This is a genomic window from Nocardia grenadensis NBRC 108939, from assembly GCF_001613445.1.
GTDB lineage: Bacteria > Actinomycetota > Actinomycetes > Mycobacteriales > Mycobacteriaceae > Nocardia > Nocardia grenadensis.
The window spans coordinates 83,872-98,703 of sequence record NZ_BDCJ01000022.1; the positions used below are offsets into that span (position 1 = coordinate 83,872).

The 14,832-nt window shown below is 69.6% G+C and carries 13 protein-coding genes; 3 read left to right on the forward strand and 10 right to left on the reverse strand.

Translation table 11 applies throughout. The features are described 5' to 3' along the window. The gene (locus NGR01S_RS23135; protein ID WP_063040223.1) at positions 1–873 is read right to left on the reverse strand and encodes a helix-turn-helix domain-containing protein; all 873 of its coding nucleotides are present in this window, start codon (positions 871–873) and stop codon (positions 1–3) included. A 103-nt stretch (positions 874–976) separates the two neighbouring features. Here NGR01S_RS23135 and NGR01S_RS23140 point away from each other — a divergent pair, with 103 nt between their 5' ends. Beyond that, positions 977–1,768, forward strand: coding sequence for an SDR family oxidoreductase (locus NGR01S_RS23140; protein WP_063040225.1), 792 nt, complete (start codon positions 977–979; stop codon positions 1,766–1,768). Between the two features lie 10 nt (positions 1,769–1,778). After that, complete coding sequence (locus tag NGR01S_RS23145; protein WP_063040227.1) at positions 1,779–2,861, forward strand: NAD(P)H-dependent amine dehydrogenase family protein; 1,083 nt, start codon at positions 1,779–1,781, stop codon at positions 2,859–2,861. A gap of 193 nt (positions 2,862–3,054) precedes the next feature. On the opposite strand, the gene NGR01S_RS23150 is transcribed toward NGR01S_RS23145, so the two are convergent. From NGR01S_RS23150 to NGR01S_RS23180, 7 genes are all read right to left on the reverse strand, one after another. Then, positions 3,055–4,200, reverse strand: a complete 1,146-nt coding sequence (locus NGR01S_RS23150; protein WP_063040234.1) for an acyl-CoA dehydrogenase family protein — start codon at positions 4,198–4,200, stop codon at positions 3,055–3,057. A 169-nt stretch (positions 4,201–4,369) separates the two neighbouring features. Next, positions 4,370–5,272, reverse strand: coding sequence for a lysophospholipid acyltransferase family protein (locus NGR01S_RS23155; RefSeq protein WP_063040236.1), 903 nt, complete (start codon positions 5,270–5,272; stop codon positions 4,370–4,372). A gap of 123 nt (positions 5,273–5,395) precedes the next feature. Next, on the reverse strand, positions 5,396–6,949 hold the full coding sequence (hflX, locus tag NGR01S_RS23160; RefSeq protein WP_084481620.1) for a GTPase HflX: 1,554 nt from the start codon (positions 6,947–6,949) through the stop codon (positions 5,396–5,398). 61 nt (positions 6,950–7,010) lie between these two features. Beyond that, entirely contained in the window at positions 7,011–7,889 is an 879-nt protein-coding gene (dapF, locus tag NGR01S_RS23165; RefSeq protein WP_063040338.1) for a diaminopimelate epimerase, read from the reverse strand. Between the two features lie 92 nt (positions 7,890–7,981). Continuing rightward, complete coding sequence (locus tag NGR01S_RS23170) at positions 7,982–8,815, reverse strand: TrmH family RNA methyltransferase (protein WP_084481621.1); 834 nt, start codon at positions 8,813–8,815, stop codon at positions 7,982–7,984. Further along, entirely contained in the window at positions 8,812–9,795 is a 984-nt protein-coding gene (gene miaA, locus NGR01S_RS23175; protein WP_063040340.1) for a tRNA (adenosine(37)-N6)-dimethylallyltransferase MiaA, read from the reverse strand. Before miaA ends, NGR01S_RS23170 begins: the two co-directional genes overlap by 4 nt. Further along, complete coding sequence (locus NGR01S_RS23180) at positions 9,792–10,592, reverse strand: class III extradiol ring-cleavage dioxygenase family protein (RefSeq protein ID WP_063040241.1); 801 nt, start codon at positions 10,590–10,592, stop codon at positions 9,792–9,794. The genes miaA and NGR01S_RS23180 overlap by 4 nt, the downstream gene beginning before the upstream one ends. A 388-nt stretch (positions 10,593–10,980) precedes the next feature. Here NGR01S_RS23180 and NGR01S_RS23185 point away from each other — a divergent pair, with 388 nt between their 5' ends. Continuing rightward, positions 10,981–12,369, forward strand: a complete 1,389-nt coding sequence (locus NGR01S_RS23185) for a DUF349 domain-containing protein (protein WP_063040243.1) — start codon at positions 10,981–10,983, stop codon at positions 12,367–12,369. Positions 12,370–12,435: 66 nt separating this feature from the next. Here NGR01S_RS23185 and NGR01S_RS23190 read toward each other — a convergent pair whose 3' ends face one another. Both NGR01S_RS23190 and miaB read right to left on the reverse strand, forming a co-directional pair. Beyond that, entirely contained in the window at positions 12,436–13,143 is a 708-nt protein-coding gene (locus NGR01S_RS23190) for an Rv2732c family membrane protein (RefSeq protein ID WP_245664724.1), read from the reverse strand. Further along, the gene (miaB, locus tag NGR01S_RS23195; protein WP_063040245.1) at positions 13,140–14,693 is read right to left on the reverse strand and encodes a tRNA (N6-isopentenyl adenosine(37)-C2)-methylthiotransferase MiaB; all 1,554 of its coding nucleotides are present in this window, start codon (positions 14,691–14,693) and stop codon (positions 13,140–13,142) included. Before miaB ends, NGR01S_RS23190 begins: the two co-directional genes overlap by 4 nt. Positions 14,694–14,832 lie beyond the last annotated feature (139 nt).

Below are 14,832 nucleotides of genomic sequence, written 5' to 3' on the forward strand. Positions count from 1 at the left end.
TCACCCGTCCGCGGTCCGCAGTGCCACCGAGATCGATCGGGCGCCCGCGCGCACGATGTCGATATACCGGGATCGGTCCGCCGGACCGGCCTCCGCCCGCAACGGGCCGAGCTGGACCTCGTAGGGTGCTTCGTCGCCATGGAAGACCGGCGCGGACACATAGCTGAGCGGCAGCGGGTGCCGGGTGCGAATATCGGCCTCGGTATATGCGCGCGAGGTCAATCGGCCGAGCTGGCGCAGTGCCTCGGCCCGTAACTTCGGCCGCAGGAGTTCGGCGCCGAGCGCGCCGAGCAGTTCGGTCAGCAGATCCACGAGCCCGGCGTCGTCGGCTTCGGGCCGGAACATGGCGAATCCGTGTGCGGTGACGAAGCCGAGTAGTTCCGCCGCCCCGGTCCGCCCGTGTGTCGTCGCCAGCCAGCGCTGCCGTTCGGCGGGCGTCCGCCACGGCATCACCGCGGCCCCCGCCGGGTAGACGACCGGAACCGATTGCCCGACGGACAGACCCGGCACTATCCGCGCACCCGCGTACTGTTTGGCGACGATGGTGAGCTGATCGTCGGAGATCCGGCTCAGGGTGGCTCCGCAACCGGCGGCCTCGGCCAGAGCCGCCAGCTCGGCGCCCACCGCGACCGCCGCGCCCACGGGTTCGGCGGGTGACAGGCGGGCCAATGCGGGTCCGCGCCGGTAGGCCAGGCTCGCGTCCCGGACCACCCAATGCGCCTCGCACAGCTCGGTGAGCACCGCGGTGACCGTGGCCCGGGCCAGTTCCAGACGTTCGGCGATCTCCGAAACGGTCAGCGCCCGCTCCGATTCCGCGAGCAGTTCGACCACCGCCACCACCCGGCGTGTCGGCGGGGATCCGGCCGTCGCCATATCCGATGCTCCCTTGTCGCCCGGTATCCCGGGATCTACACTGCATCGACTATTCGATAACACGACGTCGAATAGTCGACATCAGCTTACTTCAGGAGGCGCCATGATTCTGGACCGGTTCCGGCTCGACGACCGGGTCGCCGTGGTGACCGGTGCCGGGCGCGGACTCGGCGCGGCCATCGCCCTCGGTTTCGCCGAGGCGGGAGCCGACGTCGTGATCGCCGCCCGCACCGAATCCGAACTGACCGCAGTGGCCGAGCAGATCCGCCGGGCGGGTCGCCGGGCCCATATCGTGGTCGCCGACCTGGCCGATCCCGCGGCCTGCGCCGCCCTCGCCGAGACCGCGGCGGCGGAGTTCGGGCGGCTCGACATCGTGGTGAACAATGTCGGCGGCGCCATGCCCACCCCACTACTGGACACCACACCCGACGCCCTGACCCAGGCCTTCGGCTTCAATGTCGCCAATGCCCACGCCCTGGTCCGGGCCGCCGTACCGATCATGCTGGACACCGCCGACGGCGGGTCGATCATCAACATCACCTCGACGATGGGCCGGCTCCCCGGCCGCGCCTTCGCCGCCTACGGCACCGCCAAAGCCGCGCTCGCGCACTACACCCGGCTGGCCGCCATGGATCTGTGCCCGCGCATCCGGGTCAATGCCATCGCCCCCGGCTCCATCGCGACCTCCGCGCTCGAGGTCGTCGCCGCCGACGACACCCTGCGCGGCGCCCTGGAGAAAGCCACCCCGCTGCGCCGGATCGGCGATCCCGCCGATATCGCGGCCACCGCACTGTTCCTGGCATCCCCTGCCGGCGGTTACCTGACCGGGAAGGTGATCGAGACCGACGGCGGCCTGATCGCCCCGAATCTCGATATCCCGATTCCGGATCTGTGAGGAGACAGCTGTGACGTATCGCGTAGTGCACTGGGGCACCGGCAATGTCGGCCGCCACGCCCTGGCCGGGATCATCGATGATCCGCGGCTCGAACTGGTCGGCGTCAAGGTGTCCGGCAGCGCCAAGGAAGGCCGCGACGCCGGGGAACTCGCCGGGTCGCAGGTCCGTACCGGGATCCTGGCCACCACCGACGCCGCCGCGCTCCTGGCCACGAAACCGGATTGCGTGGTCTACACGGCCATGACCGACAATCGGCTCGTCGAGGCGCTCGCGGATCTGCGCACGATTCTGGCTGCAGGCGTCAATATTGCCGCGAGCGCCCCGGTCTTCCTGCAATACCCCTGGCAGGTGCTGCCGCCGGAGATGCTCGCCCCGATCGAGGAGGCGGCCGCCGCGGGCGGTGCGTCGTTGTTCGTCAACGGGATCGACCCGGGCTTCGCCAATGACCTGCTGCCGCTGGCGCTGGCCGGTACCTGCCGGCGGGTGGACCAGATCCGCTGCATGGAGATACTGGACTACGCGACCTACGACAATGCCGCGGTGATGTTCGACATCATGGGGTTCGGCAAACCTCTGGACGAGACCCCGATGCTCCTGCAACCCGGGGTGCTCTCCCTGGCCTGGGGCAGCGTGGTGCGCCAGCTGGCGGCCGGGCTGGGCGTGGAACTCGACGCCGTCACCGAAACCCACGAGCGGATTCCCGCGCCCGAGGACATCGAGATCGCGGCGGGCACGGTCGCGGCGGGCACCACCGCGGCCATGCGATTCGAGGTCCGCGGAATGGTCGGCGACCGCGTCGTCACGGTACTGGAACACATCACCCGGACGCGCGCGGATCTGGCGCCCGACTGGCCGCGGCCGGCCCAGGAGGGCGGCTCGTACCGCGTCGAGATCACCGGCGAGCCGAATTACGCCATGGATCTCTGCTTGTCCAGCGACAACGGCGACCACAACCACGCCGGCCTGGTGGCCACGGCCATGCGGGTTGTCAACGCGGTCCCCGCGGTGGTGGCCGCCGCACCGGGTATCCGCACGACCCTGGACCTTCCGCTGATCACCGGGCCGGGGCGGGCGGGATCCGGCGGATCCTGAACCGGGACCGTCACATGCCGCTCCGGTGGATCCCGGAGCGGCCGGACCGACCGACCGTCAGCAGAAGGTGATGACGGTGCCGTTGACCACCGAGACACCCGATCCCGGAGTTGCCTTCTCCTCGTGTGCGGGCGGTCCCTCGCCCGCCCCGTTCACACGACTGGCCACACTGGATCCCGAGGGTTCCCGGCGTTCAGGACAGCTTCAGGCTGCGCCCGATGATCTCCTTCATGATCTCGGTGGTGCCACCGTAGATCGTCTGCACCCGCGCATCGAGGTAGGCCTGGGCGATCGGGTATTCGCGCATATAGCCGTAGCCGCCGTGCAACTGCAGGCAGCGGTCGATCAGGTCGACCTGCTCCTCGGTGCTCCACCATTTGGCCATGGCGGCATCCTCGGCCGAGAGGGTGCCCGCATTGAGCTCGGTGATGCAGCGGTCGACCAGCACCCGCACGGCCGTGGTCTTGGTGGCCAGTTCGGCGAGCACGAACCGGGTGTTCTGGAGGGCGCCGATCGGCTTACCGAAGGCCTTGCGGTCGCGGACGTACTGGCAGGTGTAGTCCAGGCAGGACTCCATCGCCGCAGCCGCCATGACCGCGATCGACAGCCGCTCCTGCGGGAGGTTCTGCATCAGGTGGATGAAGCCCTTGCCTTCCTCACCGAGCAGGTTGGCCGCGGGGACCCGGACATCGGTGAAACTGAGTTCAGCGGTGTCCTGTGCTTTCAGGCCCAGTTTGTCCAGGTTGCGGCCCCGTTCGAAGCCCGGCATCCCACGTTCCACCACCAGCAGGCTGAAGCCCATGGCACCGGCGGAGGGGTCGGTCTGGGCGACGACGAGGACGATATCGGAGTTGATGCCGTTGGTGATGAAAGTCTTGGCACCGTTGAGGACCCAATCGTCACCGTCGCGGACCGCGCGGGTTTTGATGCCCTGCAGGTCCGAACCGGTGCCGGGCTCGGTCATGGCGATGGCGGTGATGAGCTCGCCGGAACAGAACTTCGGCAGCCAGCGCTGTTTCTGCTCCACGTTGGCCAGTTCCAGCAGGTAGGGCGCGATGACATCGTTGTGCAGGCTGAAGCCGAGGCCGGAGTACTGTCCGCGTACGGATTCCTCCGTGATGATGGAGTTGTAGCGGAAATCCTGCACACCACCGCCGCCGTACTCCTCCGGCATAGCCATACCCAGAAAGCCCTGTTTACCGGCCTCGAGCCAGACCGACCGGTCCACGACGCCCTGTTCCGCCCACTGGTCGTGGAACGGCGCCACATGCATCTCGAGAAACTTGCGGTACGACTCCCGGAACAGCTCGTGCTCGGGCTCGAACAGTGTGCGCTCCACACCAACCTCCTAGTGAACACTCCGGACGGGACCGCGCCGGCCCGTCACTGTGATCCACCGTACCCGGAATGCGAATCATTGTTCACTTCACGGCCCGAATTACCTGGTGCTCCCCTCCCGCGCGGGACAGTCGCACCGCCTTCTCATTCACCGGCGGGACCGGCCCGCGTCAGACGGGCAGCAGTTCGCGCAACCGTCCGCCGAGCGTGCGGCCGCGATCGACGGCCTGATGGCCGAGCAGGAAGAGCAGTTCCTCCCGCACCGCCTTCTGCACCACCCGCGAGAGTTGTTCCGCGGCCTCGTCGATATCGCCGGTATCGCGCCACGGCCCGGTATCGATGGGCGTCCCGGCGGTGAAATAGAACCGTTCGGGACGCGGAATAGGCGTGATACCGATACCGCGCACCAGCGGCGGAGTGAGCTCGGCGTGGATACCGAGCGATTCGACCAGCAGTCGCAGCGGTCGCAGCAACCGGTCGTCCTTGTCGGCGATGATGTCGTAGGCATCGTCGATCCCGATCATCGCCACCGGCACGATCGGCGCACCGCATTCGATGGCCATCCGCGCGAAGCCGGTGCGGCCCTCCCACCGCAGCGCGTACTTCTCCCCCTTGCGGCGGATCGCCTCCCGGCCCCCACCGGGAAAGACGAGAACGACTTCGCCCCGGTCGAGTAGTGTCCGGCAGTTGTCCCGGGTCCCGCGCACCGATCCGTAGTAATGCAGTAGATGCCGTACACCCGGTACGGAGATGAGCAGATTCTCGGCGAGACCGCGGATCAACCGGCCGCGCGTCCGCAGCACTTCCGGTAGCAGCAGCGGCGCGTCGATCAAGCCGAGCAGGTTGTGATTGGCGACCAGTAGCACCGGACCTTCGGCGGGGATGTTGTCCAAGCCGAAGAAACGGGGACTGCTCCAGACCCGGAGCGGCGCCAAGGCCGCCTCCAGAACCCGGAGGTCGATCGCACTCGGATCGACCGAAGCCGGCGCGCCGTCACTGAGCCCGGTCCGGTCCATCAGCGCCCTGCGCTGTCGGTCGTCGCCGCCGAACGCGGTGCGGCCAATCTGTGACATAAAACCCTCCTGAGGTCGACTCATACCGATTGTGAATCGACATGGGTCGATATCCCACAGGGTTATGCAATGTCCCACATTTTCTGGACCTAGATCAGCCCGGGCTGGGTGTGTGCGAATCCGTCAGGCCGGTGCGGCGCCTGCGTTGGCATAACCGGACAGCGCTGCCGCCAGCGCATTCGGTACGCGCGCCTGGACCCGGGTGCCGTTCTCGGTGTGCTCGGATCGCGAAATCCGGCCGTCGGCATGGATTCTGGCGAGTAAATCGCCGCGAGTATACGGAAGAAGTACGCTCACTTCCACATCCAGCCCGCCGAGAACTTCGTCAAGCCTGGTACGCAACCGGTCGATACCGAGATCCTTGTGCACGGAGACGAACTCGGCCCCGGGCAGCATCCCGCGCAGCCGGGTCAGTTCCACCGGATCGACTTCGTCGATCTTGTTCACCACCAGCAGTTCCGGCGGCGCGGGCTGTCCGGATTCCCGGATCACCTCGGTAACGACCTCCCGGACCGCCTTGATCTGCTCGGCGGGCAGCGCGTCGGAACCGTCCACCACGTGCAGCAGCAGATCCGCGCCGGTGACCTCTTCCAGAGTGGAGCGGAATGCCTCGACGAGCTGGGTGGGCAGGTGGCGGACGAAACCGACGGTATCGGTGAACACCACCTCACGGCCGTCCTCCAGCTCGGCGCGGCGGGTGGTCGGGTCGAGGGTTGCGAACAGCGCGTCCTGCACCAGGACGCCCGAGCCGGTGAGCGCGTTCATCAGGCTCGATTTACCGGCATTGGTGTAACCCACGATGGCCACCGACGGCACGCCACTGGAGGTGCGCCGCGCGCGCTTGGTGTCGCGGGCGGTCTTCATCTCTCGGATCTCGCGCCGCAGTTTGGCCATCCGCTCCCGGATCCGCCGCCGATCGGTTTCGATCTTGGTCTCGCCGGGGCCGCGCAGGCCCACCCCACCATTGCTACCGGCCCGGCCGCCTGCCTGCCGCGACATGGATTCACCCCAGCCGCGCAGCCGGGGCAGCATGTACTCCATCTGGGCCAGCGCGACCTGCGCCTTACCTTCGCGGGAGGTGGCGTGCTGGGCGAAGATGTCCAGGATCAGCGCGGTCCGGTCGACCACCTTGACCTTGACGACCTTCTCCAACGCGGTCAGCTGTGCCGGGGTGAGCTCACCGTCGCAGATCACGGTGTCCGCGCCGGTGGCCAACACCACCGCGCGCAGCTCCTCGGCCTTACCCGACCCGATATAGGTCGCGGGATCGGGCCGGTCGCGCCGCTGGATCAGGGCTTCGAGCACTTCGGATCCGGCGGTTTCAGCGAGCCGGGCCAGTTCGGCCATACTCGCCTCGGCCCGCGCCACGCTGCCCTCGGTCCACACCCCGACCAGCACGACACGCTCCAGTCGCAGCTGCCGGTACTCGACCTCGGTGATATCGGTGAGCTCGGTGGACAGACCCGCGATACGGCGGAGCGCGCTCCGCTCGTCCAGCTGGAGTTCGCCGGTGGTCGGATCGGCGGACCAATTACCACGCCGGGTACTCGGCGTGGCTCCGCTGGCATCGGGCGCACCCGAGTCGATATCGTCGACGGTGGCGACCGAATCCGTCTCCTGCGCGTCGAACGATTCAGGGGACCCGTTCACGGTCCCGGAAATGTCAGAATTTCTCATACACCATCCATGCTGCCACTGATGCGCTGGTCGGCGCACATGATTTTCCGTCCGGACGCGGCTACAGCGCCTCCCACCACTGCGCGGCGAGCCGGCCCGTCGCGAGCAGTTCGGAGGGGCCGCGCAGCCACGCCGCGCCCGCGCTCAGCCCGACGCGAACCTGCCCGCCCGGAATCCGGACGCCGACCTCGCCGGTCCCGTCCGCGAGATCGAATCCGTCGGCCGCCAGGGCCGCGGCGGCTGCGGCGACGGTCCCGGTACCGCAGGAGCGGGTCTCGCCGACACCGCGTTCATAGACCCGCATATCGACCGTGCCGTCGGCATCGAGTCCGGTCAGGATCTCGATATTCACGCCCCGCGGGAACATATCGGGGTCGTATCCGGGAGGCGCCGTGAGATCCAGTTCGGCCAGCGCACCGGGCGACAGATCCGCGACACACGCCAGATGCGGATTGCCGACATCGATCCCCAGGCCGGGATGGCCCCATCCGGCCACCGTGGCGGTCGAAGCACCGAGCACCCGCACCGGACCCATCTGCACGGTAACCTCGCCGACGACCGCACCGGCCGAATGCACCACGACCGGACGCGCCCCGGCCCGGCTGCCCACTACGAACTCCGGCCCCTCGGCCAGACCGCGGGACACGAGATAGTGCGCGAAGACCCGAACCCCGTTCCCGCACATCTCCGCGATCGAACCGTCGGCGTTGCGGTAATCCATGAACCAATCGCCCGGGCCCACATCCTCGGGGTACTCGTCGAGTACCCCCGCGGTGAGTAGTTCGCCCGCCCGGGCGACGCGCAGCACACCGTCGGCGCCGAGCCCGCGGCGCCGGTCGCACAAGGCCGCCACCCGGGACACGGTCAGGTCCAGCCGGACCTCCGGGTCGGGCAGCACCACGAAATCGTTCTGGGTGCCGTGGCCCTTGGTGAATTCCACGTCCTTGTCGTTCCCGCTCCGGGACACGTCGCGGCTCTCCTGCACGTCGGGACTGTTCTGCACGTCGGTTCGGTTCTCCTCGTCCGCTGTTCTCACCGGGCAAACGTCCGGCGCTGCCGGGAAATTTCGTACAGCGCCACAGCCGCGGCCGACGGCGCTCCGAGCGAACTCGCACTGCCGCCCATCGGAATGGTGACCGTCCGGTCGCAGGCCGCCAGCCAGGCGGCGCTCATACCACTGGTCTCGTTGCCGACGACCAGAATCGTGGCGTCGATCAGATCCTCGTCGAAGACGGCGCGCTCACCGTTCTCGTCGGTCCCCACGATCCGGGTGGGCACACCGCGCGCCATCTGCCGGTTCCGGAACTCCAGGACCTCCGCGGGCCCGGGCACCCGGAAGACCGGGACCGAGAACAGCGATCCGGTGGAGGCCCGGACGCAGCGCGGGTCGTACTGGTCGGCACCGTGCCCGGCGACCACCACCGCCGACGCGCCGAACGCGTCGGCGGACCTGATCACGGTGCCCAGGTTCCCGGGCGAATTCGGCCGGTCGAAGACGACGACCACCGGCGCCTCCCCGGGCTCGCCGAGTTCGCAATCGGTCAGGTCGCCCCCGGCGTACTCCGCCACCGCCACCAGTTCGGGCGGTCCCGCCGTCTTCTCCCCCAGGTCGGCCATCAGCTCGGGCGCCAGCCCGACCGCGGGCACCGCACTCGACTCCAGGATGTCGCGCGCCCACGCGGACAGCCCCGGATCACCCAGGCGGTACAGCAAGGTTTCCAGCGGCCAGTCGTGTGCGAGCGCCTGGGTGATCGGCCGGACCCCGTGCACCAGGAAGCGGCTGTCCCGGTGCCGTTTGGCGCGATTGTCCAAATAGGCCGTCCACACCTGGACAGTGGCATTGCGGCGATGGATCTGCCGGGTCACGAGCGGGTTCGCTCCTCGGGTAGGCGATCGGATGCCCGCGGACCGGGCGCCGGTGGATGGGATACCGCAGAGTCTGCCAGCAGGGCGAGGGCGGTCGCGGTCGAGCCCGGGGCAGCGCCGTCCAACCAGCGCACCCGGCGATCACGCCGGAACCAGGACCGCTGCCGCCGGACGTAGCGGCGGGTCCCGATGAAGGTGCGCTCGCGCGCCTGGGCCTCGTCGTACTCGCCGTCGAAACAGGCCAGCACCTGAGCGTAGCCGATGGCCCGGCGCGCGGTCTGCCCTTCGCGCAGCCCGCGGTCGAGCAGCCCGCGCACCTCATCCATCAGGCCCTGCTCGAACATCGCGGCGGTACGCCGGACGATCCGCTCGTCCAGTTCGGCCGTCTCCCGGTCCACCCCGAGAATGCGGGTGCCCCAGCGCGGCGCACCGATCACCGGCGCGGAGGCCGCGAACGGCCGTCCGGTGATCTCGACTACCTCCAGCGCGCGCACCATCCGCCGGCCGTCGGTGGGCAGGATGGTGGCGGCGGCGGCCGGGTCGGCCCGGCGCAGGGCTTCGTGCACGGCGGCCACCCCCTGCGCGGCCAGCACCGCTTCCCATTTCGCCCGGACCGCGGGATCGGTGGCCGGGAACTCCCACCGGTCGAGCAGTGCCTGGACGTACATCATCGAACCGCCCACCACCACGGGCACCCGGCCGCGGGCCATGATCGCCTCGATATCGGCGGATGCGGCGGCCTGGTACGCCGCGACGGTCGCCGTGTCGGTGACGTCGAGGACATCCAGTTGATGGTGCGGGATTCCGCGCCGCTGGTCCGGGGGCAGTTTCGCGGTCCCGATATCCATACCTCGGTACAGCTGCATCGCATCGATATTGACGATCTCACCACCGAGCTGTTCGGCCAGGTCGAGAGCAAGATCGGATTTACCGGTCGCGGTCGGTCCGACCACCGCGACCGGGCGTGGGCCCCCGCTCACCGGGCCACGGCGGCCGGCCGCCACAGACCGGCGAACCAGCCGACACCGAAGGGTGCGCCCCGATACCGCTCGGTCACCAGCGGGGGTGCGGTGTCGACGGCGAAGAGCCCGGCGAGGGCTTGGTAGGCGGCGCGGCCGGACATCATCAGGTCGGCGCACAGGGCAGGGTCGAGGGCGAGCAGGGCCTCCGTATCGCCCGTCCCGGCCGCCCGGTCGAGCACATCCTGTACCGGTGCCGCCCGCGGATCGAAATATCCGGGAGCGGCGGTGGACAGGGTCGCGGCACCGTCGGCGACCACCAGCACCCCCTGTGCTTCGTCCTCGGCGTCGAGTTCGGCGCGCAACTTCGCACCGAACTCGACGCATTTGCGCGCCGGAGTGTCGGCGGCGAGCATCTGCGCCCGCGCCGGCACATGCGGAGCCACCGCCCCGCGCAACCAGCCGGCGACGAGGACCGCCAGCGGCAGGTCCGGGGCCGGGGCCCCGGAGGTGCCCGCGCCCGGTCCGCCCAGACTCACCCGCACATCCACGCCGAAGCCGCGGAAGGTACCCGCCGTATCGGCGCCGTAGCTCTGCTCGCCGGGCCCGACGCCGAGCACCGTCCAGTGCGGTGTCGCCTCCGCCAGGGCCGCCCCCGCCGCGAGCACGGCCGCGCGGAGATCGTTCACCGCTGCCTCCGGGGGCCGCGTCCCGTCCCGCGCACCGGTGGGGCCGGAACCCATACCGGCCGGCGCGCCGCCGCACAACTCGGGGACGAGAACGGGCGGCGAGGGGATCAGAGCCGCTAGACAGAACACGCCGTCAACCGTAGCCCGTACCCGCCGACCAGGGACGCGGCCGGTTCTCCGGCATCGCCGCGCCCCGCGCACGGTACGAGTGTCTCTCCCGGAAACCGCGTGGCAATTGCTAGGGTGCGAAGTATCCGGACCAGGTCCGACAGGTCCGGATCTGCAGGTCCGGCTAGTCGCCGCCGCTGTCGGCGGTGTGGTTTCCGGAGGTGCGGCCGAGTTGAATGGTGGAACGTGCGGCCGCACGGGCAACGCACGCACGAGACGTCTACCCCGCCACGGCCGAGACGGGCGGACGTAGCCAGAATGAGCAGGCGTAGCCAGAATGAGCAGAGCATAGCCAGAATGTGCAGCGCGTAAACCAGGCAGCCGTGACGCGCGGCAGGGACGAGGAGCAATGACCCACAGCAACGGAACCGCCAAACCCGGCCCGGGCAAGCCCGGTCGCCCGTCCAGCGCTCCCAAGCCGGGCAACCGTCCCAAACCCGGCGAGGCGCATCCCACCCCGGCCGCGCTGAAAACGTCCGGGCCCGCCGCCGAACACCCGCATCCGGTGGTGGTGCCCAGCTCCACCGACCCCGGTGCCTGGGGCCGGGTCGACGAGGACGGCACCGCCTGGGTCAAGACCGCCGACGGCGAGCGGATCATCGGTTCGTGGCAGGCCGGGGACGCCGCCGAAGGGCTGGCGCACTTCGGTCGCCGTTTCGACGATCTGGCCACCGAGGTCGCCCTGCTGGAGGCGCGGCTGGCCGCCGGCACCGATGCCCGCAAGACCAAGGCCGCCGCGCTCGCCCTCGCCGAAACACTGCCGACGGCCGCGGTGATCGGCGATATCGAGGGCCTGGCCGCGCGGCTCCGCGCCATCGCCGAACATTCCGACGAGGCGGCCGCCCAGGCCAGGGAGGAGAAGGAACGCACCCGGCACGAGCACACCGAGCGCAAGGAGGCGCTCGCGGCCGAAGCCGAACAGATCGCCGCCGAATCCACTCAGTGGAAAGCCGCCGGCGACCGGCTGCGCGAGATCCTCGACGAATGGAAGACCATCCGCGGGGTGGATCGTAAGGTAGACGATGCGCTCTGGCGCCGGTACTCCAAGGCCCGCGAGGCATTCAACCGCCGCCGCGGCGCTCATTTCGCCGAACTGGATCGGGAACGGGCCGCGGCCAAGACGCGTAAAGAGGAACTCTGTGTCCAGGCCGAGGAACTGTCCGAGTCCACCGATTGGTCCGGAACCGCGGCGGTGTTCCGGGAACTGCTGGTCGAGTGGAAGAACGCGGGCCGGGCGCCCCGGGAAGCCGACGAGGCGTTGTGGCGCCGGTTCAAGAGCGCCCAGGACGTCTTCTTCGCCGCGCGCAATGCGGCAGCCTCCGAACGCGATGCCGAGTTCGCCGATAACGCGGTCGCCAAGGAAGAACTGCTGAGCAGCTACGAACCGGCCATCGATCCCGATACCGACCTGGAAGGCGCCCGAGCCGCCCTGCGCGATCTGCAAGAACGCTGGGACGCCATCGGCAAGGTTCCCCGCGAGCGGATGCACGATCTCGAAGGCCGGTTGCGCGCCCTCGAGAAGCGTGTCCGGCAGGCCGCCGACGCCCAGTGGCGCCGTACCGACCCGGAAGCGCTGGCCCGGGCCGCGCAGTTCCGGGAGCGGGTCGCCCAGTTCGAGGAACAGGCGGCCAAGGCCACCGCCGCCGGGAGAACGCGCGATGCGGAGAAGGCTCTCGCGCAGGCACAGCAGTGGCGGGAATGGGCCGATGCGGCGGAGGGCGCGGTCAGCAACCTCTGATCGGCCCCGTTCGGCGATCCGTCCGCCGTGGCCACCGGCCGCGGCGGACGGCCCCTCTCTTCGGTGTCAGTCCTTACCGAACCGGTCGCGCCGCTGCCGCTCCTCTTCGCGGGCCGCGGCGAGCCGCCGCTGTTCCTCGGCCGCCAGTTGCAGCGCGGTCCGGCTCCAGACGACCTTCACCCAGTGGAAGGTCAGCACCATGATCGCCAGGGTGCCCAGCACCAGGCCGATACCGGGCCCGGACCCCACATAGTTGTTCAGGCCCGGGGTCTGCCGGTGCCAAATCGAGAACACCCCGAACGCACTGGCGACCGCCGAGCCGGCCACCGCGATCCACGCGAGCACCCAGCGCCGGGTCATCAGGGCCAGCAGCGAGAAGCCGATTCCGAAGATCAGGACGAACCAGACGAAGATCCGCGACGGCAGCCCGACGTGCTCGGCCGCGGCCGCCTCGGAACCCAGCAGCACATCGAAACCGCGTGCGCCGCCGGTATGCGGCAACACCAGCGACAGCAGCAGCAGGAACACCGCACCGGCCACCACCATGGCACGCACGCCCGGGTCGATCTCACCCGCGATCCGGCGCTCCACCGCGTCGAGATCTTCGCGGAATTCTTCGAACTGTTCGGTCTCGGCCGGATTCACGTGGTCCTCGTCTCCCTCGCCTGGTCGGTCGCTGGGGGTCGGCGCGTCGTGCGCCGGCGGGGTCGCGTCCCGCGCATCCTCCGCCGCGCGATCCGCGTCGCGCCGGTCGTCGTCGCCGGTGCCGTTCATGTTCCGCACCCGGAGGCGCAGCCCGCGGCGACCGGTTCCGGTGTGGGCGCCCCGATCCGCGGCAGCCCGAGCCCGACACCGATCGGCGCGGTCTTCGGCGTGGTACCGGCCTCGTGCGCGTCACCGGCCCGGGTCCGGCGATGCGCGCGGATCCCCGAGTCCGCGACCAGGTGATGCGGTGCCGCACCGGTCACCTCGACGGTGACCAGGTCGCCCGGACGGATCGGCGCGCCGGCGCCGTCGGGCCGGAAATGCACCAGGCGCCCGTCCCGGGCCCGCCCGCTCATCCGGGCGGTCGCGGCGTTCTTCTTGCCCGCGCCGTCGGCGACCAGGAGTTCCACCTCGGTGCCGATCAGGGCGTGATTGGCCTCCACACAGATCTGCTCCTGCAGCGCGATCAACCGGTCGTAACGCTCCTGGACCACCTTCTTGGGGACCTGATCGGCCATCTCCGCGGCCGGGGTGCCCGGTCGCGGCGAGTACTGGAAGGTGAAAGCGCTGGTGAACCGGGCCTGCCGCACCACCTCGAGGGTCTGCTGGAAATCCTCCTCGGTCTCCCCCGGGAAACCGACGATGATATCGGTGGTGATGGCCGCATGCGGCATCGCCGCCCGCACCTTCTCGATGATCCCCAGATAGCGGGCCTGCCGGTAGGACCGGCGCATGGCCTTCAGCACACGGTCCGAACCCGACTGCAGCGGCATGTGTAACTGCGGGCATACATTCGGGGTCTCGGCCATCGCCTCGATCACATCGTCGGTGAACTCCGCCGGATGCGGCGAGGTGAAGCGCACCCGCTCCAGCCCCTCGATCCCGCCGCAGGCCCGCAGCAGTTTTGCGAACGCACCCCGGTCACGGGGCTGTTCGGGGTCGGCGAAGGAGGCGCCGTAGGCGTTGACGTTCTGCCCGAGCAGCGTCACCTCGAGCACGCCCTGGCCCACCAGCGCCTGGACTTCGGCCAGCACATCGCCGGGACGCCGGTCCACTTCCTTGCCGCGCAGGGCGGGCACGATGCAGAAGGTGCAGGTGTTGTTGCAGCCGACCGAGATCGACACCCACCCCGCGTAGGCCGATTCCCGGCGCGCCGGCAGTGTCGACGGGAACGCCTCGAGCGATTCCAGGATCTCGACCTGGGCTTCGTCATTGTGCCGGGCACGTTCCAGAAGCACCGGCAGCGAACCGATATTGTGGGTACCGAACACCACGTCCACCCAGGGCGCCCGGCGCAGGACCGAGTCGCGGTCCTTCTGGGCCAGGCAGCCGCCGACCGCGATCTGCATACCCGGCCGGGACGCCTTGATCGGCGCGAGATGGCCGAGGGTTCCGTACAGCTTGTTATCCGCGTTCTCCCGCACCGCGCAGGTGTTGAAGACCACCAGATCGGCCGTCGCGCCGGGCGCGGCCTTCCGATAGCCCGCATCCTCGAGCAGGCCGGACAAGCGTTCGGAATCGTGCACGTTCATCTGGCAACCGAAGGTGCGGACCTCGTAACTGCGCGCGCCGGCCGACTCGATCCGGGTGGGGAGCGCTACCTGTCCGATCGAATCCACGCGTCCAGGGTACGGGCCACCGTCCGGGCGTTTTCCAGCAGATCCGCACCACCCGCCGTGGCGGCCGGACCGGGCCCGCCGCGACCGTGCCCGCAGAGCGCGCCCGCCGTGGCACTTCCCACATATGGGGACGCGACCG